The following is a 21872-nucleotide window of genomic DNA, read 5'->3' as shown; positions in this document are numbered from 1 at the left end:
CTAATTTAGACCCGTGAAGCAAAAAAAAGGTGGCGTTCCCGATACCGGGACGCCACCTTTTTTGGTCGATGTGCTGGTGCCTAGCGCATGTTCACAAACTGGAGATCGGCTTCGTCGAAGCCTTTGAGAAGCGACATGGTGGCCTGCAGATCGTCGCGGGATTTGGAGCTGACCCGCAGTTCGTCGCCCTGGATGGTGGACTTGACGCCCTTGGGGGCCTCGTCGCGGATCAGCTTGTTGATCTTCTTCGCAACATCCTGGGCGATGCCCTCTTTAATGGTGGTTTCCAGGCGGAACTCCTTGCCTGAGGCGTAGGGCTCGCCGGTGTCCAGCGACTTTAGTGAGATGCCCCGCTTGATCATCTTGGACTGCAGCACGTCGAGAACCGCCAGGACGCGCTCCTCCGAGTTGGCTTTCATCAGAATCATCTCGCCGCTGAAGTCGACCTCTGCGCCGATGCCCTTGAAGTCGTAACGCTGGACAATCTCCTTCTGCGCCTGGTGCAGGGCGTTGGCAACCTCCTGCTTGTCTACTTTGCTGACAACATCGAAAGTGGATTCGCTCGCCACAATGTCTCCTTGGGGGGTAGTGAGAAGGATCTGGTCTCAGCCTAATCGGTTCTCCGCGGATCGGCTCTTGGCAACGGTTCACAGCAGACCAACAGGAACTCCGGTGCCTTCTCACAATCGCTGGTGGAAGTCTTGCTCCAGTGACCAATCTGGAGGGAAGACCATGAGCCACAAGCGGCGCGTACAGTACCAAGTTCGAGTCCGGCACGCCGTCGCGGGCACGTTCCTCGCGGCCTCATCGGCGGTGTCTATTGCGGGGCTGTCTGCGATGCCAGCGGTGGCGTTCGGCCCGTCCTCGACGGTTGAGATCACCTACGAGATGTCAGCCAGCACCGAGCGGTTGGCGGGCGTCAGGTCAGAACTGGACGACGCCGTCGCGCTCGGCTCTGTGACCGCGGGTCAGGCAGATGCCTTCTACGCGCAGATTGAACGTCGAGTCCACGCGGGACTGTAGGTCAAACGAGAGCTGCTCTCAACGCGATTCGATTCTTTGGATGATTTTCTGTAAAGTTGTCTTGCCCGCGGTTACCGTGGGTGAACCTCATTTAATGGGGACGTTTGGCAGATTACCCGAGCGGCCAAAGGGGGCTGACTGTAAATCAGCTGGCATCGCCTTCACTGGTTCGAATCCAGTATCTGCCACAAACGCCGGTGCACCGGGAAATTAGGCCCGCTGGGATCTCTTCGGAGGTTCCGGTGGGCCTTTTTTATTGACCGGTGATCACACTTGTGAGCACACCGCTGTTTCTCTTCGCCGTCCGCGGGGGCAGAATCCCCGCTGCGCCCTCCGCTGCCGACCGTGCAGCATCGCCCACCATGTGCGCGTAGAGGTCCCTGGTGATCTGGCTAGTGGCGTGCCCCATGGTCTTGGAAACGATCGCCATATCCTCACCGGCGGCCAGCATCAGCGACGCGTGGAGGTGGCGCAGATCGTGGAACCGCATCCTACGGAACCCACCCTTGTCGATCAGCTGATCGAATAGCTTCGACGCGTAGCCTGGGCGCAGCTGCCGGCCGTCCTCGTAGGTGAACACGCGCCCCGACGGTTGGTAGGCGTCGCCCCATTTGTCGCGCTCTCCGGACTGCTGGATCTGCCAGGCCACGAGGGCCGCTACGGCGTCGTCGCTCAACGCGACCACACGGTCTTGGCCGGCGTCGGTCTTGATCGTCCCCTCCACGATGTCCTTGCCCACTTGGACGAGCTGCACACGGACGGTGAGGCGCCGGCCGGGCAGGTCAACGTCGGACCAACGGAGCCCGCACAGTTCCCCGCGGCGCATGCCCGATAGGATAGCCAGCTCGAAGAGGCTGCCCAGGCGGTGTTCGGTGGCCGCGTCGAGGAACGCGCCGGCCTCGGCTGGCTCCCACACCTGAACGCGCTTCTTTTCCACGCGGGGGAGGCGTACGCGGGCGGCGGGGTTGTCGTCGATCAGGTTCTCATCCTCGGCGTCTGAGAGCGCGGAGGAGAGGGTGGCGTGGATGCGTTTGATCGTGACGGGGCCGCGGCCGGCGTCCTGCAGGTCTGCGACGAGCTGGGCGACGTGGTACTTGCGGAGGTTGACGAGCTGTAGCCGGCCGATTGCTGGGACGATGTCGACGTCGATGTACCGGCGGTACATCCTGATCGTTGATGGCTTGAGCTGGGCATGCTTCTCCTGCCGGTCAAGCCAACGCACCAGGTACTCGCCGACGCCGACCTTCTCGAACTTGTAGGCCTTCGCCAGGAGCTTCTTCTCGTCCGCGTTCCTGGCTTTCTTGGCGGCATCGGCTGAGTCGAACTTGTAGCTGGTGACGTACCGGCGCTTCCCCGTTGCCGGGTCGAAGCCGGCAGACATCCGATACCCCCAGGTTCCATGCCTGGAGTTCTTCAGCTTGGGGCAGCGCGCGCCGTACTGTTTGCCACTCTCGTCCCGGCACCCGCATCGTCGGTTTACATCAGCCATGGTCGTCGTCCTTCAATATGTCCCAGGCTGCTGCCAGCGTGGGAGAGCTGCTTTCTGACCAGAATCTTTCCTCGAGGTGCTCAAGAGAGATGTCTGAACCGTCGAACATCTCTTCAGCCAACAATGCGGTTTCTGTTTCGACGCGATCCTCGATCTGTCCGCGCAGCTCTGGGCTCTCACTGATCTGTTGGCGTAGCGCATCGACTGTCAGTCGGTACTCACTGTCGACGAGCTGCTGGATCTTCTTCAATCGGCGGGCAGCTCCAAAGTTGCTCATACCTGCTTTAACATCGACGGTCTGGTCGCGATGTCCAAGCAGGGAATCGAGCGAGCAATCGAAGACCAGCGAATAGGCCACGAGCTCTTCAACGGTGATACGCCGGCCCGACTTCTCCGTCTTCTGAATGCCGCTGGCATGGATGTCACACCCCACAGCCCTCATCTGCTGAGAGAGCCCCTCGTAGGTCAGGCCCCGCTCCATTCGCATGTGGGCCAGCTTCTTGGCTAGGCCATTCTCAACCTCTAGCGTGCGTTTCGATTTTGGTGGCATGTTTCCCTCGTTAAATATTTTCCAATACGGAACGAGTATGCACTGAAACGGGTTGACACCGCAAGATGCGAACAGGCATGATGGTGATGTACCGAAACGGTACAAAATATTCCGAAAGGGAAAACATGGAAACCAAGTACGCAGCGGACGTCGAGAGGATCCTCTCCCGCCCGACGGCAACAGTAGGCGAAGCGGGCCAAGTCCTCGGTCTCGGTCGTCAGGCCGCCTATGCAGCGGTGCGAACCGGCCAGATCCGGTCCCTGCGGATCGGCAGAAAGATCATCGTTCCGACCAAAGCACTCGTCAACATGCTCGAAGGCCAGCCACAGGACGCGGCCTGAACCCCAAGAAAAAAGCGGCCCCGGACTCACCGACCAAAGTTCGTCCAGGACCGCCACCCGAATCCTCAACAGTCAAGAAAAGGATCCATCACCATGCTAATCAAGATTCAAACAACACCGACTGACAAAAAGCGTCCCACCGGCCCCGGCGTCGTCTACACGCAACGCGGCAACGAGTACACGCGCCTCATCCAGGGGGCCCGGCGATGAGCGATCACAACGCAACGACCAAGCGCCGGATGACTTTCCGCCCCGTCGACCCCAGTTCCAAACTTCGTCCCGCTTCTATACCCACCAACACCCCGGTTGCAGCCGCCCAAACTAAGCCAGGGGAGTGGGAGCTAGTCGTTGACCTCGACGGCCCGGCTGACTATGTGATCACCGCATCCGAAGAAGACTTCGAGCTGAGCACTCAGGCCGAAGAGATCGCCTGCGTCCCGTGGTGCATCTACGGAGACGGCCACTACCTAGGCGACGACGCCTACTGCGTCGGCAAGGACCTGGGGATCAGGCTCTCCCAGCACGAATGGGTAGACATGGGAGACGGCACCGAGAAGATGGACGTCATCAACGTTCATGCTGAGCATCACCACGTGATCGCGGGAGAGTCGGGGGTGTTCATCGGCCGTGGGGAAGCAGCCGGCATCCACCTCACAGACAAGGAAGCCCTCGCCCTGGCGAACTGCCTCCTACGGGCAGTCGACGAACGGATGCCTGAGGTGATCCCGCAGTGACTGTCCTGACCAATCCAGAACATTCTCCTCGTCAGTCCCGGCCAGCGGAGGCGATTCGCCGGCACAAGGAAACATGCGATGCGAAAGCCCAGGCGCACATCGAGAATATTGAGTTCCTGCTCAGCTGGGGCACCCCAATCTGGGAGATCCCTCAGCGCGTGAACCGCCGGACCACCCTTGCCGTCGAAAGGTTTCTTTACCGCCACGACCGCGGCGATTTGGTCATGGAAATGCGGCGCCGCGATCCAATGAGTATGAACCATGTGGCGCTACGCCGAAGGAGGCGCAGTGCTGAAAGCCTCCCACCAATCCCGAAACCCGCCGAGGAACCTACATGACCACACCGACGATCACAGGCATGACTGATGTGCCTCAAGAGCATCAAACCGAGTGGCTTCACCGGTTCGCGAAGCTTTTGACCGCAGAAGGGATCGGCTCGGCAAACGTATCCGACGAGCGGAAAGCGGAGCTGCGACAACAGGCCTACGATGCATGCCTCAACTTGGCCCCCCGGTCCAAGGCGGTACAACCTGCGACCGCTGCACACCGTGGTCAGGTGAGAATCGCCTACAGGTTAGCTGAAGCCTACAAAGGCAAGCTCCTCCATGTGCATGGAATCGGTTGGCTTTACTGGGACGGTCGACGTTGGGCGGAAGATCAAACCGGGCACAACAAGCAGGGAGTCCTCGACGTCCTGCGCGCCGCGCTCACCGACTCTCTCGACGACACTGACCTGCGCGCCGACGTCCGCAAATGCGAATCAGCTGCAGGCATCGCGGGAGTCCTCGACATCGCCGCCGCCCTCAAACCCTTCGCAGCCACCATCGCCGACCTCGACGCGGACCCCTACGTCCTCAACGTCGCCAACGGAACCCTGGACCTACACACGATGGAACTCCGACCCCACAACCCCGCAGACCGCATTACCAAGGTCGCTAACGCAGCCTACGACCCCGACGCCCCAGGGGACACCTGGGAAGCGTTCCTCACCCGAGTCCTGCCCGACCAAGAGGTCCGCGAGTTCCTGCAACGCTACGCCGGCGTCGGACTAGCTGGGAGGGTACTGGAACACGTCCTGGCCATCCTCACCGGCACCGGGCGCAACGGCAAAGGCGTCTTCTACGGGGCGCTCGCCGGCGCACTCGGAGACTATGCGGCCGTCGCCGAACCAGACCTTTTCATGCACAGAGAAGGAGCCCACCCAACAGGAGAAATGGACCTCCGCGGGCGCCGCTGGATCGTCGTCTCAGAATCCGACCAAGGCAGGAAACTGGCCGAAGCCACCGTAAAGCGGCTCACCGGTGGCGACCGGATCAAAGCACGACGCATGCGTCAGGACTTTGTCGAGTTCGAACCCAGCCACACCGCAGCACTCGTCACCAACCATCTACCTAAAGTCTCAGGCGACGACGCCGCGATCTGGGCCCGGTTGCGCGTCGTTCCCTTCGACGTCGTCATCCCGGACGCAGAGCAGGACAGCCGCCTCCCCGACAAACTGCACCTCGAGCTCGACGCAGTCCTCACCTGGGCAATCACCGGCTGGCAGGAATACCAACGAACCGGCCTAGCCGAACCCGGCGCGGTAATCGCCGCAACAGAGCACTACAAGGCCGACTCCGACACGATCGGACGCTTCATCACCGAGTGCTGCAATACAGGATCCGGGCTGTCCTCACTCACAGAGTCCTTGCACCAAGCATGGGCGACCTGGGCGGTTCAAGACGGTGCCAAACCTCTGGGCAAGAAACCATTTGGTGAAGCACTGGAAGCGCGAGGCTTCCACGCCTCGCGCCGGTCGGGCGGGGTAAGGGTAAGGCAAGGAATTGAGATCAAACCTAACACCTTGCCTGTCAGCTTCGATTTGGGTGATTCCCAGTAATGACGCGGATTAGTGACGTGAGTGACGCGTTTACCTGTTCGCTCTATGCGCGCACACATTATTCGACATACCGGGGACGCGTCACTCACGTCACTAACCACAGAGCCAACAACGAGAACCACCAGAACATAGGCAAACCATGACCACCAAAACAGTCACCATCACGATCAAAACCATCGCCCTCAACGACATGCCGCTCACCGAAAGGATCTTCAGCCAACTCGACCGTGTGAGCTACAAACAATGGGACCAATTCCAAGCAACCGGCCGGTGCAAACCGGACATGGAATACGAGCACGGTCTACACATTGTCGGCACCTGGCTACCCAACGGAGACATAGTCCGGCTCGTTGTCCCCTCACCTGATTCGCTGAGACCGGTAGATGCGAAGGACATCGCCTTCCAGGAGGAGAAGGCACTGATCGAGGTCCTGCACTACGAGTGCACCAGACTTCCGTTAGTCATACTCCTACCAGACTCCGCAGTGAGCCCTCAGTGACGCCCCAGTCCCAGCCTGCAACCGGTCGAACCACCCCTCATGCGCAGGCGGGCGCACGCGATGCGCCACCACCGGAAGCTGGTGGCCCGGTCCAAGCGGGTCCCCGTGCGCAGCGGGCACGCGCGATGGATGACCGTGGCCGCGTGCCAGACGATGAGCGGATCCACTTGGCGACAGGATTCGGGCGCCGGCTAAAGGATTTGCGCGCTGAGGCTGGCCTTTCACAGGACCGGGCCAGTGAACTCGCAGGGATGCACCGCGCCAGCCTGGCGAACCTTGAGAACGGTCGAAGTCGGCCGACTGCCGATTCCGTCCGCGCACTGGCCGCTGTCCTCGCCCCGCCGGCACCGCTACGCAAACAGGCGTTCCACGAGCTGAGGAAGCTGGCTGGTAAGTCCTGGCGTACAAGCCATAAGAGGAGGGCGCCGTTGCGGCCGGCCATCACGGTCAGGAAAGCCGATTGGAATCTGAAGGAAGTTGTTCGCACCGCACGATCTTTCGAGCGCGCGGCGATCCGGCAGCAGCGGCCGCTCACTGACCGTGAACGTGAGTTCCTCGACAACCAGCTGCGCCAGGCGAGAGCAGACCTGGGACGCGCCCAAGCGTTCGAAGCGATCGGTTCCCAGCTCCTCGCTCCAAGATCAACCGTTGGTGAACTGATTGAGGATCAGCACACCAGCCCAAAAGACCCATAAATACAAGGGAAATTGCAGCAGTGATCACACTGTGAGCACAACACCAACCGCCCAGGAGGCACCAACCATGGCAAGAAACGAATACCTGACCAAGCTCACGCAGCTACAACAGAACCATCAGTCGGCCCTCCGCGAGGCGCAAGCCTTCACCGACGACTCCCTCTCCGCCAAGGGACTGCAGGACCGCCGGACAGAGCTATCTGATCGTGCGAACCAGCAGTACAAGGCGCATCTGGACACCCTGCGCGGCGACTTCGAAACAGACGCACGCCGGGCACAGGAGTCAGGCAGCGAGGCTATCCCCGCGCCGCCGGCCGACACCTCCACGGCGTGGGCGAAGGTGAAGATGCTCCTCGACGCAGGCAAGAGCCTTCAAGAGATCGTCCGCAGCGCTGACACCCCCCAGCTCCACGCCATCGCCGAGTGGGGGCCCACCTACCTGCAAGCACAGGCAGCCACCACCCGCGAGACCGGCCTCGCAGGGCTGCGGGACACCCCTGTCGATCCGAAGCACCTGCAGCGGTCTATCACCAAACGTTGGACCGAAGTGCTGGACAGCGACGCTGCCGGCAAGGTCCAGGCAGGATTGGCGGCTGAGGTGGACGCTGCACAGTTCACCAGGACAGCGCAGCACCTCGAGGCGAAGATCTCCGGATCCAACCCCGGTGTTTCGGACATGCATGCCGCCATCGACGCCCAATACGTGGGGGAGGCCGCGGCGAGGGACTTGGGCAGCAGTACCGAGTCCGAGCCGCAGGAATCGAAGGGCGGCGCGGCATGACCGTCTACAAGCTCACCAGCAAGGTCAAGACCACAAGCTTTATCGGTTCCCCGGCCAAGGGTGCGCCTCGGGTGCGGATCATTGACGGCGTCGGCTACACGGAGAATGATGCGTTCGTGGCGTATGCCCGGACGGCCGGCTACATGATCGAGAAGGTTGACGGTGTGCCGGGGGAGTACGCTCTCGCCGTCGGCGTCCTGGATGGCGGGTCCTTTGAGCAGATCGGGTCGCCGTTGAGGGATGCCGCGGTGGATCCCCATCGGGAGGACTACCTCGCACCGGTAAACGCCGGCCCGGCAGGACCTGGGGGTAATCCGCATGGCTCGAATGTGGTCAGCGTCCAGGCGGTGAGCCCTGCCAGCGGCAACACGCCGTTCGTATCCGGGCAGCGATATGAGCCTGCCACTGTGGATTCCGAATCGCCCAGCGAATAAGGGCCGGTCCGCCGTTGCGTTCCCTCCAAGGCGCGACGGCGGGCGGTTGCTTTATTCAGGTACAGGTGCCAGATAGTTCTTTATTGTTTCCACCGCTTTCCTCGCGCCATTGTGCTGGGGGGGAGGGCCTGAATGAGTCGGTTCCGGAACATCGATGGGCCATCGAAGTGATCTTTGTTCTTCTTCGGAGAAAAGGTGGAAGTAGTGGAAGGCTTCAGCGCGGGCGTCCTGGATATAGGTTTCGTACCGAACCGTAATCGGCCCGTCCTGTTGATATACGGTTTCGTCTTCAAAATCGCCTAGTACGTCCTCAAGGACCCGTTGATAATTGCGAAGTACCCTCGTCCGTTCAATGCCCGCGTCCCTCTGCTCTTTAGCAATCGCGTCGGCCCGATCTTGCTTCGCTTTCTTCGTGTTGACGAAGTTTGTGATCCCCGCTGATCCCAGCCCAACGATCAGGCTGACAACAACGGTGACCCAATCACTAAAGTCCATTTTCGAATCCTTCTGTCATGTCGTACGACGCGGAGCTTTGGGCTGTTTCGATTTGTAGTCGGCCAAGTCTGTCACGGGTATTCGCCAGGGGCTGGTGGTCCCACCCCGCCCGGCCTTGTAAGCGTTGGGGAAGTACCCGCGGGACACAAGGTCCCGGACTCCGTCTGCGCTGAGACGGAGCTGCTCTGCAAGCTCTTTGATCGTGAGATCCGGTTCCCTCACTGACCGGCCCTCGGTTGCGTGCGCCGGTACGCTTCAACGTCGCTGCAGGGGATCCGCCAGGGTGACCGGTGGGACCCTCCTTTGCCGCCTTTGTAGGCGTTGGGGAAGTAGGTTCCTGAGCGGACGAGTTCGGACACGAAGGTTGGGTGGTGGCCGAGGATTTCAGCGAGTTCCTTGACGGACAGGTCACGTTCTAGCCGGGGATTCATACACGCCAAGCTACCAACGCCCTGGTGATCGACGCCCTGGTGATATTGGAGAAGCTGGCGCGGGGGAGGATTTGAACCTCCATGCCTATCCGATCGCTCAACGCACCATGTGCCCCCTACGCGAAGGGGTGGCCCCGTTTGTCCTGATTCCGGGAACCCGCACCAGCTTCACCTTAATTCTGTCACGAATCGCCCAGGTTAGGCTCCTGGGGAGTCGAACGAACCGGGTGTGCTCACAGTGTGATCACGACCTTGAACATCCCTGCTGCAGCAACGATTCAAGGTTGGTCAGCTGAAACCCGATCAGCTCCCTTGCGCGGCCATTCCCTCTAAGGCGCGACGCTCAATCGTAGAGACCCATATGCTGGCTACATCGAGCACACCGAACATTACGAGGGGAATAATGCGCGCACTGTCAGAGAGCCAAACACGAATCGACCTACTTACCGACGAACAAGATATTGCGGAGGTCGCTAAGTTCGCGGCGAAGTTCAGCTACCGCCTTCAAATGGCGCCGGCGGTTGATAACGGGTTTTGGGAAGCACTTCTAACTCGAACCGCCGAAACAGATCTACGTGATGATCTCGCGCATCTCGTCTACCTGACAGCAATGACCGATCGCATGAGTGTCGAGAAAGTACTCGATACCGTACGCGACAGGTTAGCGAACTTCCATCACATAGAGCTCGACGTCCCGCCAAGCGACCAGGCAGGCATAGCTGAGAAGCACCCGGACGGCCACTAATCCATCCAGATCACAGTCCTACCGAATAGGAAGCTTCCCGACATAGGGTGGCTTCCTATTTTGTCAGTGGCGGGTCGATAGGCTGGTGGAAGAATTTAATAACCCTTGGAGCTTGGCTATCCGCATCGTGAATCGGTGCGGATAGTCTGGCTCCCTTTTCGTTAAGGACCTCTCCACATGGGTCAGCCAGACCATCATGCCAATCTCTTTGAACGCGGGTACGCTGGCGAGCGCTGCCTGTGGATACCTGTCCGAGGGCTGCGTTACAAGATCAAACCTCTTGACGTGGATCAGAGTTGGTTCCTCGCTCAAGTCGCAGCAGCGGAGGAATCCGACCAGGATCCTCACCCCAGTCTCTGCCTGTCGGACAGAAAGCTCACGAAGCTGGTGCTGGGTAAATCGCTGCAGTTGATGCGCGAGGACAAGCCGGGCGGCGGGTGGATTCAAGGTGCCACTCTGACGGCGGCGCGCTGGCATCTGCAAGGTCTGCCAGCGGCTCAAACATTCTGGGTCGCGTTTCTGGATCAGTTTGTTCTAGGAGGCCGCAATGGCACTTTCGCTCGGTGAGCTTTCCGGGACTCTAGGTCTCGATTCTGATGCCTTCGACAAGGGCCTCGCCAAAGCCCAGGGCAACCTCTCAGGCTTCGGCGCGAAGGGCGCCGTGATCGCCGGCGCGGCGGCCGTGGTGATCAGTACCGCGCTCGGCGTCGGTATCGCCGGCGCCATGGACATGGAAGCCACCAACGACAAGCTCCAGGCGTCTCTCGGGCTCACTGAGAAGCAGTCAGCAGCGGCTGGTGCGGCAGCGGGTGCGCTGTATGCCGATAACTACGGCGAGTCCATAGGTGAAGTTTCGGGCGCCGTCGAAGCGGTGATGTCTTCAATCTCAGGGATGCGTGACGCTTCCGACGCTGACATCCAAGCGATGACTGAGAAAATGCTGATCCTGTCGGATGCCATGGGCATCGACGTCGTCCGGGCTTCGCAGGTCGCAGGGCAGATGATCACTACCGGTCTCGCCGGCAACGGAGCTGAAGCTGCTGACCTGCTCATGGCAAGCCTGCAGAAGGTACCCGTAGCGCTGCGCGAGGACGTCCTCGACGCTACCGACGAGTACAGCGTGTTCTTCGAGCAACTCGGTATCGGCGGCGAACAGGCCATGGGCATGCTGGTGGCCGCTTCCGAAAAGGGTATGTATGGCATCGACAAGACCGGTGACGCCCTTAAAGAGTTCACCGTTATCGCAGCAGACCTTGGGAATGCAGGCGCACAAGAAGCTCTCGCCGATCTCGGACTATCCGGCGAAGATATGGCCCGGAAAATTGTTCAAGGCGGAGACACCGCAAACGGTGCTTTCAGCGAAATCGTTACGGGCCTGCAGGGCATTGAAGACCCAGCGAAACAATATGAGGCGTCGCTCGCGCTTTTCGGCGTACCGCTCGAGGACCTCTCCGCTAAAGATGTGCCGGCCTTCCTCGCATCCCTTACCTCGGTGGAGTCCGGGCTCGGCGATGTGTCCGGCGCCGTCGATAAAGCCGGCGAGGACATGTACAGCAACGCCCAATCCGGGTTCGGCGCTTTCAAGCGCCAAGCTGAAACAGCGCTCATCGGTGTAGTCAACGCAGGCATCATGCCAGCCCTGACTCTCTTTGCCGGATTCCTTGCCGGCACCATGGGTCCAGCCCTGATCCAAGTGGGGGAGTGGATAACCGGCACCGCAATGCCGGCCCTGTCGGCGTTCGGTGGGTGGTTCGCTGCCAACCAGTCGACCATCGCACTCTTCGCGGGGATCATTGGCGCCGTGCTGTTGCCTGTGTTCATCCGCCTAGCCATCCAATCCGGCATAACAGCCGCAGCGAACGTCACGGCCTGGGTGCTCATGTCCGGTGGAGCCGTCAGGACAGCCGCCGTCTACGTTGCCACCAGCTACACCATGATCGGGCGCTTCCTTGCCCTCGGAGTTAGCGCGGCGGCAAGCGCAGCACGGGTCGCGGCCGCATGGGTGGCCATGTCCACCGCAGCCGTCATTTCGGGCGCTAGAACCGCCGCAGTGTGGACCGCTACCGTTGTCGCATCCGCGGTCACCGGCGCGGCGTCATTCGTCATCCAGTCAGCCCGTGTCGTCGGCGGTTGGGTCCTCATGGGCGCCCAATCCCTCATCCAAGCTGCACGGATGGCCGCAGCCTGGTTCATCGCCCTCGGCCCTATCGGCTGGGTCATCGGCGCCGTTGTCGGCCTGGTCGCCCTGATCATCGCGAACTGGGACACCGTCTCCCGAGTCACCACCGACGTCTTCAACACCGTGTGGGGATTCCTCAAAGATGTGTGGGCGAACATCGTCGCCTGGGTAACCCAGGCGGCCGTGAACGTAGTCACCGCTATCCGGACCCGGTTCACCGAAGCGCAGAACACGGCGACGTCGATCTTCAACGCCGTCGTCGGTTTCATGCAAAGCATCCCCGGCCGAATCGTCTCGGCGCTATCCGCGATGGCCAACCTCGCCGCAACCGTCGGCGCCTGGGTGTCCTCCGTGAAGGACGGGGCGGTCGACCGGTTCCTCAGCCTCGTCGACTGGGTCAGCGGCGTACCAGGGCGGATCGTCTCAGCCCTGGGCAACCTCGGCGGCCTCCTCCTCGACGCCGGCGGTCAGATCATGGGCGGCTTCCTCCAAGGACTCCAAAACAGTTGGGGAGCTGTCACTGATTTCGTTGGTGGCATCGGCCAGTGGATCGCCGACAACAAGGGCCCGAAACGGTACGACCAGCAACTCCTCGTGCCCGCTGGCAAATGGATCATGGGCGGACTCAACAAGGGGCTGCGTGGTGAGCAGAAGCAGCTCGAACGAACCATCGACGGCGTCGGTAGCCTGTTCGGTCGACTAGATCCATCAATTGCTGTGTCGGGGAACGGGAGGCTTGGCGTCCAGACCATGACCGGCGGGACTGCCGGTGGTTATCAACCGCAACAGGTGAAGGTGAGCGGCGGCGGTCTCAGCACCGAGGACCGGAAACTGATGCGCGAATTCATCGCCGCATCAGACAAGCGCGCGGTATTCAACCTGAACGGCCGCCAGTTCATGGAAGCCACACGATCAATCCGCACCACGTAGGGAGGCTTCCGGGATAGTACGAGGGCGACTCTTCCGCCATCCCGTGGACTCAACTGTGCTCACTATGTGTTCACAGGCAAAACGGACCAGCAAATAAAAGGAATCTAGGCCGGTTGGCTGATAGGGAATCAGATAACCCACGGCGGCATTGGCATCGGTGAGGCTGAACCTGAGTCATCTTCAACGACTCGTTCAATGTCTTCCAGCGAGCCATCCCACGGGCGGATATGTCGGGCAAGAAGCGCTCGAGATGGGGGCCGCCCAGGCGCATCGGTGATCGTCATCGACGCCTCTACTTCCACAAGGTCATCCGGATTCCAATCGGCCCAGGGTCGTCCTTCGATCTCGGAAATGTCGATTCGGACGTTCCCAAACTCGGAGTTCAGGATGTCCCACTTCTTTCCGTGACTAACAGTTTTCAATGCACCGTGGATCGTGACACTTTCAACGTCTAGTTCTCTACCCGAGATGATGCTTTCGATCCATACCGCATCTTTAGTTGAAAGACTGAATTTCACGGTGTGATGCAATGGCTGGATCCATGTCATATCGACGTTGAAGTTACTCGATGACGTAGCGTGAGCGAAGCTCCTCAAGGCACCGGCAGCACGCGGGCCCAATGCTCGAACCTCTGAACTGAAAGCCGTGTCGTCTGCCGCACCTCCTTCATGTACAAGCGCGGCAGCGATCACGTCGCTAAGTTTGCTCACGACTGAATCGACTAGCTGCGTATCAGAATCGTTGAACGCTTCTCCGTTGCTGCGAAGCTCATCAGAGGGCGAGATCGTAGGAGATAAGTCCAGAATGAGAGACCCTGGGCGAGGTGCTGCCCGCAATCCCAATCGGGTTTTGCTCATAAGATCCCTGGGCAAGGGGCCTCTGATGTTTTTGAACCCTTCTAGGGATGCACCAACGGCCGTGAAAAGGCGCTGAAGCGCCATCCCGACCATCGTGACGTCGTCTAATGGAGCTTCGTGGCCTACTACACCCCCGCCAGACAGCTTAAGCGCACCAGCCGAAGGGACTTCTCGAATCAAACTCTGGAGCCCTTCGTGCCGCTCGCGGCTGACACGACTCAGATCGGCGGCCGAGAGGACCGGTTGCTCTGCTATGTCTTTGGCGAAGTAGGCGAGGAATTCCTCAGGGTTTGTCGGTAGCGTAACCATCCAGGATCACCTCCACATAGCCTCGTGTTGGATAGGAATCTTCGTCGCTCGCCGGCACGGCCCGGTCGACTTTGTGGCGTTGCAACCAGTCATCCCAATAGCCCCGGCTTAGGAGTTGTTCGAGTTCCTCATCGGTTGTAGGCCTGTTGCTTGCCCTAGGTGCCCAATGTATGACGTACGAGTCAACGGATAACCCGCGCGCTTTTAGTTGTTCCCCGCCGCTGAAAAGGCTTACCTGCTGCTTCTCAACGTCGGTGAGATTATCGTACGCTCTGGCACGGACAATGTAGACAGCATCGACATCTCCAGGAGATTCCTTCGAGGTAAGGAACGACCCCCCAATCCACACGGCTGCGACCGGAACGACAGAGCGCAGCGTCTGGGTGGCAAGTTCAAAGTGTTGCCACAAGACTTGGCGATGGGTTTGGCCAAATTCTGGCGTGGGACAGAATTTGGCCCGAATCTCATCCGTCGACCACTGACGGCGGCCGATGGGAAGGACGGGCACAGATGGGTGTACTTCGTCGACCATTTGTTCCGAATCCCCCATCGTGTGATCGCTTTGTGAGCACACACGCCACGATACAGGTGGCCACGTGGCAACACGGCAGGGTTAGGAAAACGCGCCTGAATCGTTGTATTCCGTACATATTGGCATTGGCGATGCCAGCAGATCACAGCGGTGAAATCACTGTAAATCAGCTGGCAACGCCTTCACTGGTTCGAATCCAGTATCTGCCACAAACGCCGGTATACCGGGGAAGTAAGCCCGTCAGGATCTTTTCGAAGGTCCGGGCGGGCTACTTTTTTTGCCCCAGCTGCAGACCGTTCTGCAGCATGATTGTTGCGGCCAAGTGCCGGAGATAATGAAATGCCACTCTTGGAAGCCCTACACGCTCCGCCATGCGTCCACTTCCGACGCTTTCAGATCGGATAGTCGCACCCTGCCAAGGTCTAAACCGCGATCGTTTTTGCCCTGTCCAACCTTCCTCCAAAGGTTAGCCGGAGCAGCCGCCGGCACCCCGAGAAGTTTCGCGCAGGACAACCTGATATCGCAACGTTCGTTGCTCTCACTATAAATGAGCCTGTGGACGACCTTGTGGATAACTTGGGGACACCCTGTGGACAGGTTCGGAAATTCAGTACGTCTGAGTTCCGTTTTACTATTTGACCAAACAATCGGTGGAGGGGGCTGCAATGACCAACTCAACAGATGTGTTGCGATACCTGCGCAGCCGCTACCCGACCACGGGCAGGATGCAGCGCCAAAAGCTCCTCTACTACTCTCAGGCTTGGCACCTCACCTGGAACGGTTCGCCTCTATTCCAGGACGCTGTTGAAGCTTGGGAGTTGGGTCCAGTCGCGCGCGACGCATGGCGTGCAGATAACGCCCTCTCGAATGAAGCGGATCTTCCAGCAGGTGATGATTTAAGTGATGACCAAAAGGCGACTGTCGACGCTATTGTCGCGTTTTACGGGCGGATGACTGGCGGGCAACTGAGTGATCTCACTCACGACGAATATCCGTGGAAGTCTGCTTATGAAGATGTCAGTCCGATCATGCGAGGGTCGGTGGAGATCAAACCAACTGTGATGCGGCGGCACTACTCGATCGCGGCGATGAGGGATGATCCTCGCCCAGTCAAGCCCACCGGACACGGTCGCCAAATGACTGTTGAGGAGACACGCGCGGTTGCGGCCGTGGAGCTTCCTCGCTGGCGCGGCGTTATGCAGCTTCTCGCTGATCGTTGATCTCGTATTTGACTGTGGATGGCGTGTAGTAGCCATCCACAACGATTGGTCGCCGGCACCCCTGGATAACCCGCATCTTCTGGCCTCGGCCGTGGAACAACTTCAGGCTACCTATATGGGTGTCGATCTCTATGAGACGCCGCCGGTAAAGGCCGCGGTTTTGCTCCGAGGGATTGCCTACAACCATGCGTTCAGGGATGGGAATAAGAGGACGGGATGGAACTGCGCCCAAGTGTTCTTGGCCAGCAATCAATCATCCCTATATCAAGTAGACGATGAGCAGGCAGCTACCTTCGTGGAGCAGGCGGTCGCCGAGAGCTGGCACGTAAATCAGATCGCTGAGTGGCTTATCTACCGGATCGCTGTGTGATCTCTTCGTGAGCACCCACAGCAGGAAACAGAAGGATGCTCGCGGGCATAACTGGCCGGTGCGGCCCCGAAGTTCCGCACCGCTGGAAGCGAGGCAGACGGTTTCAATAGAACGTGGCCCGATGGATTCAAGTCCACTTGAACCAAAACAACTACGTTCTAGCGAAACAGGGAAACGATAGAACGTGAAACCATCGGGACGGTGGCCTCGGTGCCGGACCCGGTACTTGCAGCACCGCAGACCGTCGATCTTCATCGAGAGCGAACACGGGGAGACATCCGCGCGTAACTTCGTTAGCGTTAAAGCCATGGCAACTATTGAAGTAACCGAGGCAACGTTCCCCGAGACCATTGAAACCAACGACATCGTGTTCGTTGACTTCTGGGCCGAATGGTGTGGCCCGTGCAAGCAGTTCGCTCCCGTGTACGACGCCGTGTCGCAAAAGCACGATGACATCACCTTCGCCAAGGTCGACACCGAGGCCGAGCAATCCCTCGCCGCCGCAGCCGGGATCACCTCGATCCCCACCCTGATGGCCTTCCGCGAAAAGGTGCTGGTGTTCTCGCAGCCTGGCGCCATGAACGCGACCCAGTTTGGCGAGCTTGTCGACGCTGTCAAGGGTCTCGACATGAAAGAGGTCCACGAGCAGGTGACCCAGCAGCAGGCCACGGCCCAGGCTGGCACGCCGACAGAGACGCCAGCAGCCGACGCGCCGGTACAGGACAATCAGAAGACCGGCTAGTTCCAGGGCTCGCGAAGTTCAAGAGAAACCCCGATCCTGGCACAGGGTCGGGGTTTTTTGATCTCAGGCGCTCTTGGTGATCTGGGCCGGCTCGGCTAATAGAGCGCTGAGCGATTCGCCAAGATCCTGCACCGCGGGACCCCGCAGATGCTTGGTCAACAGCTCCTCGGACTCCCACCGCTCCGTCAGGACAATGCGGTCTTCGGCCACATCAGTGATCTCGTATCTCATGCATCCTGGCTCGCTGACCACCTGCTCGATGGCAATATCCAGGGCCAACTTCACCCTGAACACTTCACCGGGGTTGGGGAGAAATACGGCTGTCACATCTACTGGTTCAGTCATGCCGTTAAGCCTAGCGGTGGCGATGATCTTCGGGCGCCAGCCGCGGCCCGTAGGTAGGCTTCCGGAAACCGCTCGCATATAGCATCCGCACCACCCGCTGCCGGTCACCGCACCACGGCGCCAGCAACTCCAGCATCCCCGGGTCGTCGGTCCGTTGTCCGGTCAGGGCCACGCCGACGTAAGCAGCCAGATGGTAGTCGCCCACGGAAATCGAATCTGGGCAGCCGTGAGTTCGCTGCAGCACCTCCGCCGCCGTCCAGACTCCGATCCCCGGTACCGAACACAGAGCGGCGGTGACCCTGCCCGACGACTGAACCCCCGCCAGCCGCTCCAGCCCGCTGGCCATCGCCACGGCCTTCATGATGGTGTCCGACCGGTTCGCATCGACGCCCGCACGATGCCAGTCCCAGGACGGCACGCGCCGCCACTGAGCGGGGGTGGGCGGCAGCCGTAATCCGCTCGGAGCCCCGGGTGCGACCGGAGCCGCATCGCCATGCCGCGTCAGCAGCCAGCGCCACGCCCGCTTGGCTTCGATCCCGGTTACCTTCTGTTCAAGAATCACGCGGACGACGGCGTCAAGCATCCGTCCCGTCGAGGGCAACCGTAACCCGGGATTGAGGTAGCGGCCCTTGCGGGCCAGTTCCGGCAGGGCAGTCAGGAAGTCTGGGCTATCGAAGTGGCTCCAGTCGTCGCCGTCGCCGAGCAGGGTGGGCACCGAGTCAATGGCGGCGTGGGCGCCGGGGCCCCACGCCCGTGCATGGACGCGGGCGTCGCGTAGGGTTCCGCGCTGCTCGAGCCGAAGGGTGGCGGCGCCGTCGTCGTTCCGGAAAGCCAGCCAGACGCCGCCCTGATGGTGAACAAACGCCGGGTCAAAGGCGCCGCACTGCAACGGACCGATCGTGCTTTTGAGGTTGTAAGGCCCTTGCGGCTCCCACACCAGCGACTCGGGCGCAGGCGACCCAGGAGTGTCCTGGGCAACGGAAACGGTCATGGCTCAATGGTGTCACGCTGGACTGACGTCCAGAGGAACTGACGGTGATCTGGTTAGCAATCTGGACATCGGTCAGCAAGGTGGAGATCGGGGAGGGAAATATCGGCCACCGAGGTCCAGGTTGACCACCGAAACGGGATCGATGGCGGTAGGGGGCACCGGAGAACCAGAAAGGAGCGTGACCGGCGGGTCCGCGCCGTCATGGGACAGGAACACTTCGCGGTAACTTTGTAGGTATGAAGTACGCAAACTCAGTAGTGGATCTGATCGGCAACACCCCGCTGGTCAAACTTAACAGTGTGACCGAAGGAATTGCGGCCACCGTCCTGGCGAAGGTGGAGTACCTGAACCCCGGCGGCTCCGTCAAGGACCGCATCGCTGTGAAGATCATCGACGCCGCCGAAGCCGAGGGGAAACTCAGGCCCGGCGGCACCATCGTGGAGCCGACCTCGGGGAACACCGGCGTCGGGCTCGCGCTGGTCGCCCAGCAGCGCGGTTACCGGTGCGTGTTCGTGGTGCCCGACAAGGTGGGCGAAGACAAGCGCAACGTGCTGGCCGCGTATGGCGCCGAGGTGGTGGTCACCCCCACCGCCGTCGCACCTGACAGCCCCCAGTCCTATTACGGCGTCTCCGACCGGCTCACCCGCGAGATCCCCGGAGCGTTCAAGCCGGACCAGTTCTCCAACCCCAACGGCCCGCTGAGCCACTACGAGTCCACCGGACCCGAAATCTGGAACGACACCGACGGCAAAGTCACTCACTTCGTCACCGGAGTCGGCACGGGTGGCACTATCAGCGGCACCGGCCGCTACCTCAAGGACGTTTCGGCGGACCGGCCCAGCGGCAGGGTCCGGGTGATCGGCGCCGACCCCGAGGGGTCCATCTACTCCGGGGGCACCGGCCGCCCCTACTTCGTTGAGGGCGTCGGCGAGGACATGTGGCCCGAGGCCTATGACAAAACGGTGGCCGACGAGATCCTGGCCGTCACCGACGCCGAAAGCTTCGCCATGACCCGACGCCTCGCCCGCGAGGAAGGACTGCTCGTTGGTGGGTCCTGCGGGATGGCAGTGGTCGCCGCGCTGCGGGTGGCCAAGAACCTCACCAAGGACGACGTCGTCGTCGTCCTCCTGCCCGACGGCGGCCGCGGCTACCTGGGCAAGATCTTCAGCGACGACTGGATGAAGTCGTACGGCTTCATGGAGAGCGGCGACGAAGCCACTGTGGGCGAGATTCTGCGGTCCAAGACCGGCAATATGCCGGACCTGGTGCACACGCATCCCACCGAGACGGTGCGCGACGTTATCCATATTATGAACGAGTACGGCGTCTCCAACATCCCGGTCCTCTCACAGGAGCCGCCGGTCAAGATGGGCGAGGTGCTCGGGTCGGTGGACGAACGCCTGCTCACTGACAAGCTCTTCCACGGTGAGGCGAAACTCACCGACAAGATTTCCCTGCACATGAATGACAAGCTGCAGCTCATCGGGTCGCTGGAATCAGTGGCCACCGCGCGGGAGCGGCTGGTGGACTCCGACACGCTGATGGTCACGTTCGTTGGGTCACCCGTGGGAATTCTGACGCGCCACGATTTGCTGACCTATATGAGTATCTGACTTTCTCTTTAAGGAGCACCATGACGCACGCCGAGAACCAGGGCTTCAACACCCGGGCCATTCACGCCGGCCAGACGCCGGATCCAACGACGGGCGCTGTCATCCCCCCGCTGTACCAGACCACCACATTTGCGCAGGACGGCATCGGGCAGCTGCGCAACGGGTACGAGTACGGACGCGGCACCAACCCGACGCGTGACTCGCTGCAGACCCAGCTCGCCGCGCTGGAGGGGGCGACCCACGGGTTCAGCTTCTCGTCGGGTCTGGCCGCCGAGGACTCCCTCATCCGTGCGCTGCTGGCGCCGGGAGACCGGATCGTGATGGGAAACGACGTCTATGGCGGCACCTACCGGCTGATTGACCGGGTCCTCTCACCGTGGGGGATCAGGAACGCAGCGGTGGACATGTCTGATCTCGACGCCGTCCGGGCCGCCGTCGACGGCAACACCCGCATGGTGTGGGTGGAGACGCCGTCGAACCCGATGATGAAGATCTCGGATATAGCCGCTATTGCTGCCATTACGCACGACGCCGGCGCCATCCTCGTGGTCGACAACACCTTTGCCACGCCGTACCTGCAGCAGCCGCTCTCGCTCGGGGCCGACGTCGTGGTGCATTCCACCACCAAGTACATTGGCGGGCACTCTGACGCCAGCGGCGGCGCCGTGATCACCAGCAACGACGAGATCGCCGAGAAAGTTGGCTTCATCCAATTCGCCGTCGGCGCTGTCTCCGCACCGATGGAAGCGTGGCTGACGACGCGCGGGCTCAAAACCCTCGGCGTCAGGATGGACCGGCACAGCTCCAACGCCCGGGCGATCGCCGAATGGCTGCAGGCCCGTCCCGAGGTGGAGCAGGTCTTCTACCCTGGTCTGCCGGAACACCCCGGACACGATCTCGCCGCAGCACAGATGAAGGACTTCGGCGGCATGATCTCCGTGTCATTCAAGGGCGGCGAGGCAGCTGCCCGCAAGGTTGCCGAGTCGACCCACGTGTTCACCCTCGCGGAATCACTCGGCGGCATCGAGTCGCTGATGAACTACCCGTCCGCCATGACCCATGCGTCAGTGGCCGGCACCGAGCTCGCTGTGCCGGAGAACCTGATCCGTCTGTCGGTCGGCATTGAAGATATCGCGGACCTGATCGCCGATCTCGACCAGGCCTTCACCGCCCTCTAGCACTCCTAACTGACAACGCGCCCGCGGTTAGAACGCCGGGCGCGTTGTCAGTTAAGGGTGCAGCTAAGACCGTCTAAATGGACTCAGTGTCCTGCGGATGAGTCGCACCCACTTGTTCTCGGGCTTCGCATCCACCTTCTGAAGCCACGCGCCGCTCGGTGGAAGCCACAGCGGCACCATTGCCAGCAGCATCACGACGGCGACTACCGACAGCCCAGGCGTCCCACGCAACAGCACCGGCAGGCCCACAATAATGCCGAGCGTCGTCAACAGCTCCCGAGCACTGCGCTTTCCCCGCCGCAGCCGGAACACGAGGAAGAACTGCAGCAACGCCAGGACCCCCATCACGACGCCGAGTCCCACCAGACCAGCGCGGTCCTGTTCCTGCAGTCGCGCAGACACCAGGAACGAGCCCGACGCCACCAGGAACAGGACCCCCACCACCAGCCACACGAAAATACCCAGCTTCAGCGTCCAGGGTAGCGGGGGTAAAGTCACCCGCGGGGTACG

Annotated in this window: 28 protein-coding genes and 1 tRNA gene; 18 read left to right on the top strand and 11 right to left on the bottom strand. The window is 60.9% G+C overall.

The window, feature by feature from the left end:
- Window positions 1-80: 80 nt before the first annotated feature.
- Window positions 81-569, bottom strand: a complete 489-nt coding sequence (locus tag ACX80A_RS02600; protein ID WP_196842058.1) for a YajQ family cyclic di-GMP-binding protein — start codon at window positions 567-569, stop codon at window positions 81-83.
- A gap of 163 nt (window positions 570-732) precedes the next feature.
- Here ACX80A_RS02600 and ACX80A_RS02595 point away from each other — a divergent pair, with 163 nt between their 5' ends.
- Both ACX80A_RS02595 and ACX80A_RS02590 read left to right on the top strand, forming a co-directional pair.
- Complete coding sequence (locus ACX80A_RS02595; RefSeq protein ID WP_459258111.1) at window positions 733-1023, top strand: hypothetical protein; 291 nt, start codon at window positions 733-735, stop codon at window positions 1021-1023.
- 106 nt (window positions 1024-1129) lie between these two features.
- Window positions 1130-1211: transfer RNA gene (locus ACX80A_RS02590), tRNA-Tyr, on the top strand.
- A gap of 65 nt (window positions 1212-1276) precedes the next feature.
- Here ACX80A_RS02590 and ACX80A_RS02585 read toward each other — a convergent pair.
- A complete protein-coding gene (locus ACX80A_RS02585; protein WP_459258110.1) occupies window positions 1277-2512 on the bottom strand; it encodes a tyrosine-type recombinase/integrase in 1236 nt (411 codons plus the stop codon).
- Window positions 2505-3062: a helix-turn-helix domain-containing protein gene (locus tag ACX80A_RS02580; RefSeq protein ID WP_459258109.1), complete on the bottom strand. Its 558-nt coding sequence runs from the start codon at window positions 3060-3062 to the stop codon at window positions 2505-2507. Before ACX80A_RS02580 ends, ACX80A_RS02585 begins: the two co-directional genes overlap by 8 nt.
- Before the next feature lie 125 nt (window positions 3063-3187).
- Between ACX80A_RS02580 and ACX80A_RS02575 the strand changes: the two genes are divergently transcribed.
- The 8 genes from ACX80A_RS02575 (at window position 3188) to ACX80A_RS02540 (ending at window position 8425) form a co-directional block, all read left to right on the top strand.
- The gene (locus tag ACX80A_RS02575) at window positions 3188-3403 is read left to right on the top strand and encodes a helix-turn-helix domain-containing protein (RefSeq protein ID WP_459258108.1); all 216 of its coding nucleotides are present in this window, start codon (window positions 3188-3190) and stop codon (window positions 3401-3403) included.
- A gap of 206 nt (window positions 3404-3609) precedes the next feature.
- Window positions 3610-4137 (top strand): hypothetical protein, encoded by a 528-nt coding sequence (locus ACX80A_RS02570; RefSeq protein ID WP_459258107.1) that lies wholly within the window; start codon window positions 3610-3612, stop codon window positions 4135-4137.
- Window positions 4134-4475 (top strand): hypothetical protein, encoded by a 342-nt coding sequence (locus ACX80A_RS02565; RefSeq protein WP_459258106.1) that lies wholly within the window; start codon window positions 4134-4136, stop codon window positions 4473-4475. The genes ACX80A_RS02570 and ACX80A_RS02565 overlap by 4 nt, the downstream gene beginning before the upstream one ends.
- 218 nt (window positions 4476-4693) lie before the next feature.
- Window positions 4694-6016 carry a DNA primase family protein gene (locus ACX80A_RS02560; RefSeq protein WP_459258105.1) on the top strand — a complete coding sequence of 441 codons (1323 nt, stop codon included), beginning with the start codon at window positions 4694-4696 and terminating at the stop codon, window positions 6014-6016.
- Window positions 6017-6155: 139 nt separating this feature from the next.
- Window positions 6156-6515, top strand: coding sequence for a hypothetical protein (locus ACX80A_RS02555; protein WP_459258104.1), 360 nt, complete (start codon window positions 6156-6158; stop codon window positions 6513-6515).
- Window positions 6512-7210 (top strand): helix-turn-helix domain-containing protein, encoded by a 699-nt coding sequence (locus ACX80A_RS02550; protein ID WP_459258103.1) that lies wholly within the window; start codon window positions 6512-6514, stop codon window positions 7208-7210. Before ACX80A_RS02555 ends, ACX80A_RS02550 begins: the two co-directional genes overlap by 4 nt.
- Before the next feature lie 31 nt (window positions 7211-7241).
- Window positions 7242-7991, top strand: coding sequence for a hypothetical protein (locus tag ACX80A_RS02545; protein WP_459258102.1), 750 nt, complete (start codon window positions 7242-7244; stop codon window positions 7989-7991).
- The gene (locus ACX80A_RS02540) at window positions 7988-8425 is read left to right on the top strand and encodes a hypothetical protein (protein WP_459258101.1); all 438 of its coding nucleotides are present in this window, start codon (window positions 7988-7990) and stop codon (window positions 8423-8425) included. Before ACX80A_RS02545 ends, ACX80A_RS02540 begins: the two co-directional genes overlap by 4 nt.
- A 51-nt stretch (window positions 8426-8476) precedes the next feature.
- On the opposite strand, the gene ACX80A_RS02535 is transcribed toward ACX80A_RS02540, so the two are convergent.
- Genes ACX80A_RS02535 through ACX80A_RS02525 form a run of 3 tightly spaced genes read right to left on the bottom strand, consistent with a single transcriptional unit; the run spans window position 8477 to window position 9351 of the window.
- Window positions 8477-8920, bottom strand: a complete 444-nt coding sequence (locus ACX80A_RS02535) for a hypothetical protein (RefSeq protein ID WP_459258100.1) — start codon at window positions 8918-8920, stop codon at window positions 8477-8479.
- A 15-nt stretch (window positions 8921-8935) separates the two neighbouring features.
- Entirely contained in the window at window positions 8936-9142 is a 207-nt protein-coding gene (locus tag ACX80A_RS02530) for a helix-turn-helix domain-containing protein (RefSeq protein ID WP_459258099.1), read from the bottom strand.
- Window positions 9139-9351, bottom strand: coding sequence for a helix-turn-helix domain-containing protein (locus tag ACX80A_RS02525; RefSeq protein WP_459258098.1), 213 nt, complete (start codon window positions 9349-9351; stop codon window positions 9139-9141). Before ACX80A_RS02525 ends, ACX80A_RS02530 begins: the two co-directional genes overlap by 4 nt.
- A gap of 403 nt (window positions 9352-9754) precedes the next feature.
- Here ACX80A_RS02525 and ACX80A_RS02520 point away from each other — a divergent pair, with 403 nt between their 5' ends.
- The 3 genes from ACX80A_RS02520 to ACX80A_RS02510 all read left to right on the top strand — a co-directional run bounded on the left by ACX80A_RS02520 (window position 9755) and on the right by ACX80A_RS02510 (window position 13205).
- Window positions 9755-10096, top strand: coding sequence for a hypothetical protein (locus ACX80A_RS02520; protein ID WP_459258097.1), 342 nt, complete (start codon window positions 9755-9757; stop codon window positions 10094-10096).
- A 177-nt stretch (window positions 10097-10273) separates the two neighbouring features.
- Window positions 10274-10663: a DUF7426 family protein gene (locus ACX80A_RS02515; protein WP_459258096.1), complete on the top strand. Its 390-nt coding sequence runs from the start codon at window positions 10274-10276 to the stop codon at window positions 10661-10663.
- Window positions 10644-13205, top strand: a complete 2562-nt coding sequence (locus tag ACX80A_RS02510; protein WP_459258095.1) for a phage tail tape measure protein — start codon at window positions 10644-10646, stop codon at window positions 13203-13205. The genes ACX80A_RS02515 and ACX80A_RS02510 overlap by 20 nt, the downstream gene beginning before the upstream one ends.
- A 128-nt stretch (window positions 13206-13333) precedes the next feature.
- On the opposite strand, the gene ACX80A_RS02505 is transcribed toward ACX80A_RS02510, so the two are convergent.
- Together ACX80A_RS02505 and ACX80A_RS02500 are read right to left on the bottom strand one after the other, a co-directional pair.
- The gene (locus ACX80A_RS02505) at window positions 13334-14371 is read right to left on the bottom strand and encodes a hypothetical protein (RefSeq protein ID WP_459258094.1); all 1038 of its coding nucleotides are present in this window, start codon (window positions 14369-14371) and stop codon (window positions 13334-13336) included.
- On the bottom strand, window positions 14346-14903 hold the full coding sequence (locus tag ACX80A_RS02500; protein ID WP_459258093.1) for a DUF6932 family protein: 558 nt from the start codon (window positions 14901-14903) through the stop codon (window positions 14346-14348). The genes ACX80A_RS02505 and ACX80A_RS02500 overlap by 26 nt, the downstream gene beginning before the upstream one ends.
- A gap of 665 nt (window positions 14904-15568) precedes the next feature.
- Here ACX80A_RS02500 and ACX80A_RS02495 point away from each other — a divergent pair.
- The 3 genes from ACX80A_RS02495 to trxA all read left to right on the top strand — a co-directional run bounded on the left by ACX80A_RS02495 (window position 15569) and on the right by trxA (window position 17235).
- Window positions 15569-16123: a Panacea domain-containing protein gene (locus ACX80A_RS02495; protein WP_459258092.1), complete on the top strand. Its 555-nt coding sequence runs from the start codon at window positions 15569-15571 to the stop codon at window positions 16121-16123.
- On the top strand, window positions 16047-16493 hold the full coding sequence (locus tag ACX80A_RS02490) for a type II toxin-antitoxin system death-on-curing family toxin (RefSeq protein ID WP_459258091.1): 447 nt from the start codon (window positions 16047-16049) through the stop codon (window positions 16491-16493). Before ACX80A_RS02495 ends, ACX80A_RS02490 begins: the two co-directional genes overlap by 77 nt.
- A 307-nt stretch (window positions 16494-16800) precedes the next feature.
- A complete protein-coding gene (gene trxA / locus ACX80A_RS02485; protein ID WP_459258090.1) occupies window positions 16801-17235 on the top strand; it encodes a thioredoxin in 435 nt (144 codons plus the stop codon).
- Between the two features lie 63 nt (window positions 17236-17298).
- Here trxA and ACX80A_RS02480 read toward each other — a convergent pair whose 3' ends face one another.
- Both ACX80A_RS02480 and ACX80A_RS02475 read right to left on the bottom strand, forming a co-directional pair.
- Window positions 17299-17580, bottom strand: coding sequence for a putative quinol monooxygenase (locus ACX80A_RS02480; protein WP_459258089.1), 282 nt, complete (start codon window positions 17578-17580; stop codon window positions 17299-17301).
- 10 nt (window positions 17581-17590) lie between these two features.
- Entirely contained in the window at window positions 17591-18571 is a 981-nt protein-coding gene (locus tag ACX80A_RS02475) for a DNA-3-methyladenine glycosylase family protein (RefSeq protein WP_459258088.1), read from the bottom strand.
- Between the two features lie 236 nt (window positions 18572-18807).
- Between ACX80A_RS02475 and ACX80A_RS02470 the strand changes: the two genes are divergently transcribed.
- Window positions 18808-20184, top strand: a complete 1377-nt coding sequence (locus tag ACX80A_RS02470) for a cystathionine beta-synthase (protein WP_459258087.1) — start codon at window positions 18808-18810, stop codon at window positions 20182-20184.
- A 20-nt stretch (window positions 20185-20204) separates the two neighbouring features.
- The gene (locus ACX80A_RS02465) at window positions 20205-21362 is read left to right on the top strand and encodes a cystathionine gamma-synthase (protein ID WP_459258086.1); all 1158 of its coding nucleotides are present in this window, start codon (window positions 20205-20207) and stop codon (window positions 21360-21362) included.
- Window positions 21363-21425: 63 nt separating this feature from the next.
- On the opposite strand, the gene ACX80A_RS02460 is transcribed toward ACX80A_RS02465, so the two are convergent.
- Complete coding sequence (locus ACX80A_RS02460; RefSeq protein WP_459258085.1) at window positions 21426-21860, bottom strand: hypothetical protein; 435 nt, start codon at window positions 21858-21860, stop codon at window positions 21426-21428.
- Window positions 21861-21872 lie beyond the last annotated feature (12 nt).

The sequence above is a fragment of the Arthrobacter sp. TMN-50 genome (assembly GCF_054511125.1).
This window is presented reverse-complemented; position numbering and strand designations above follow the sequence as displayed.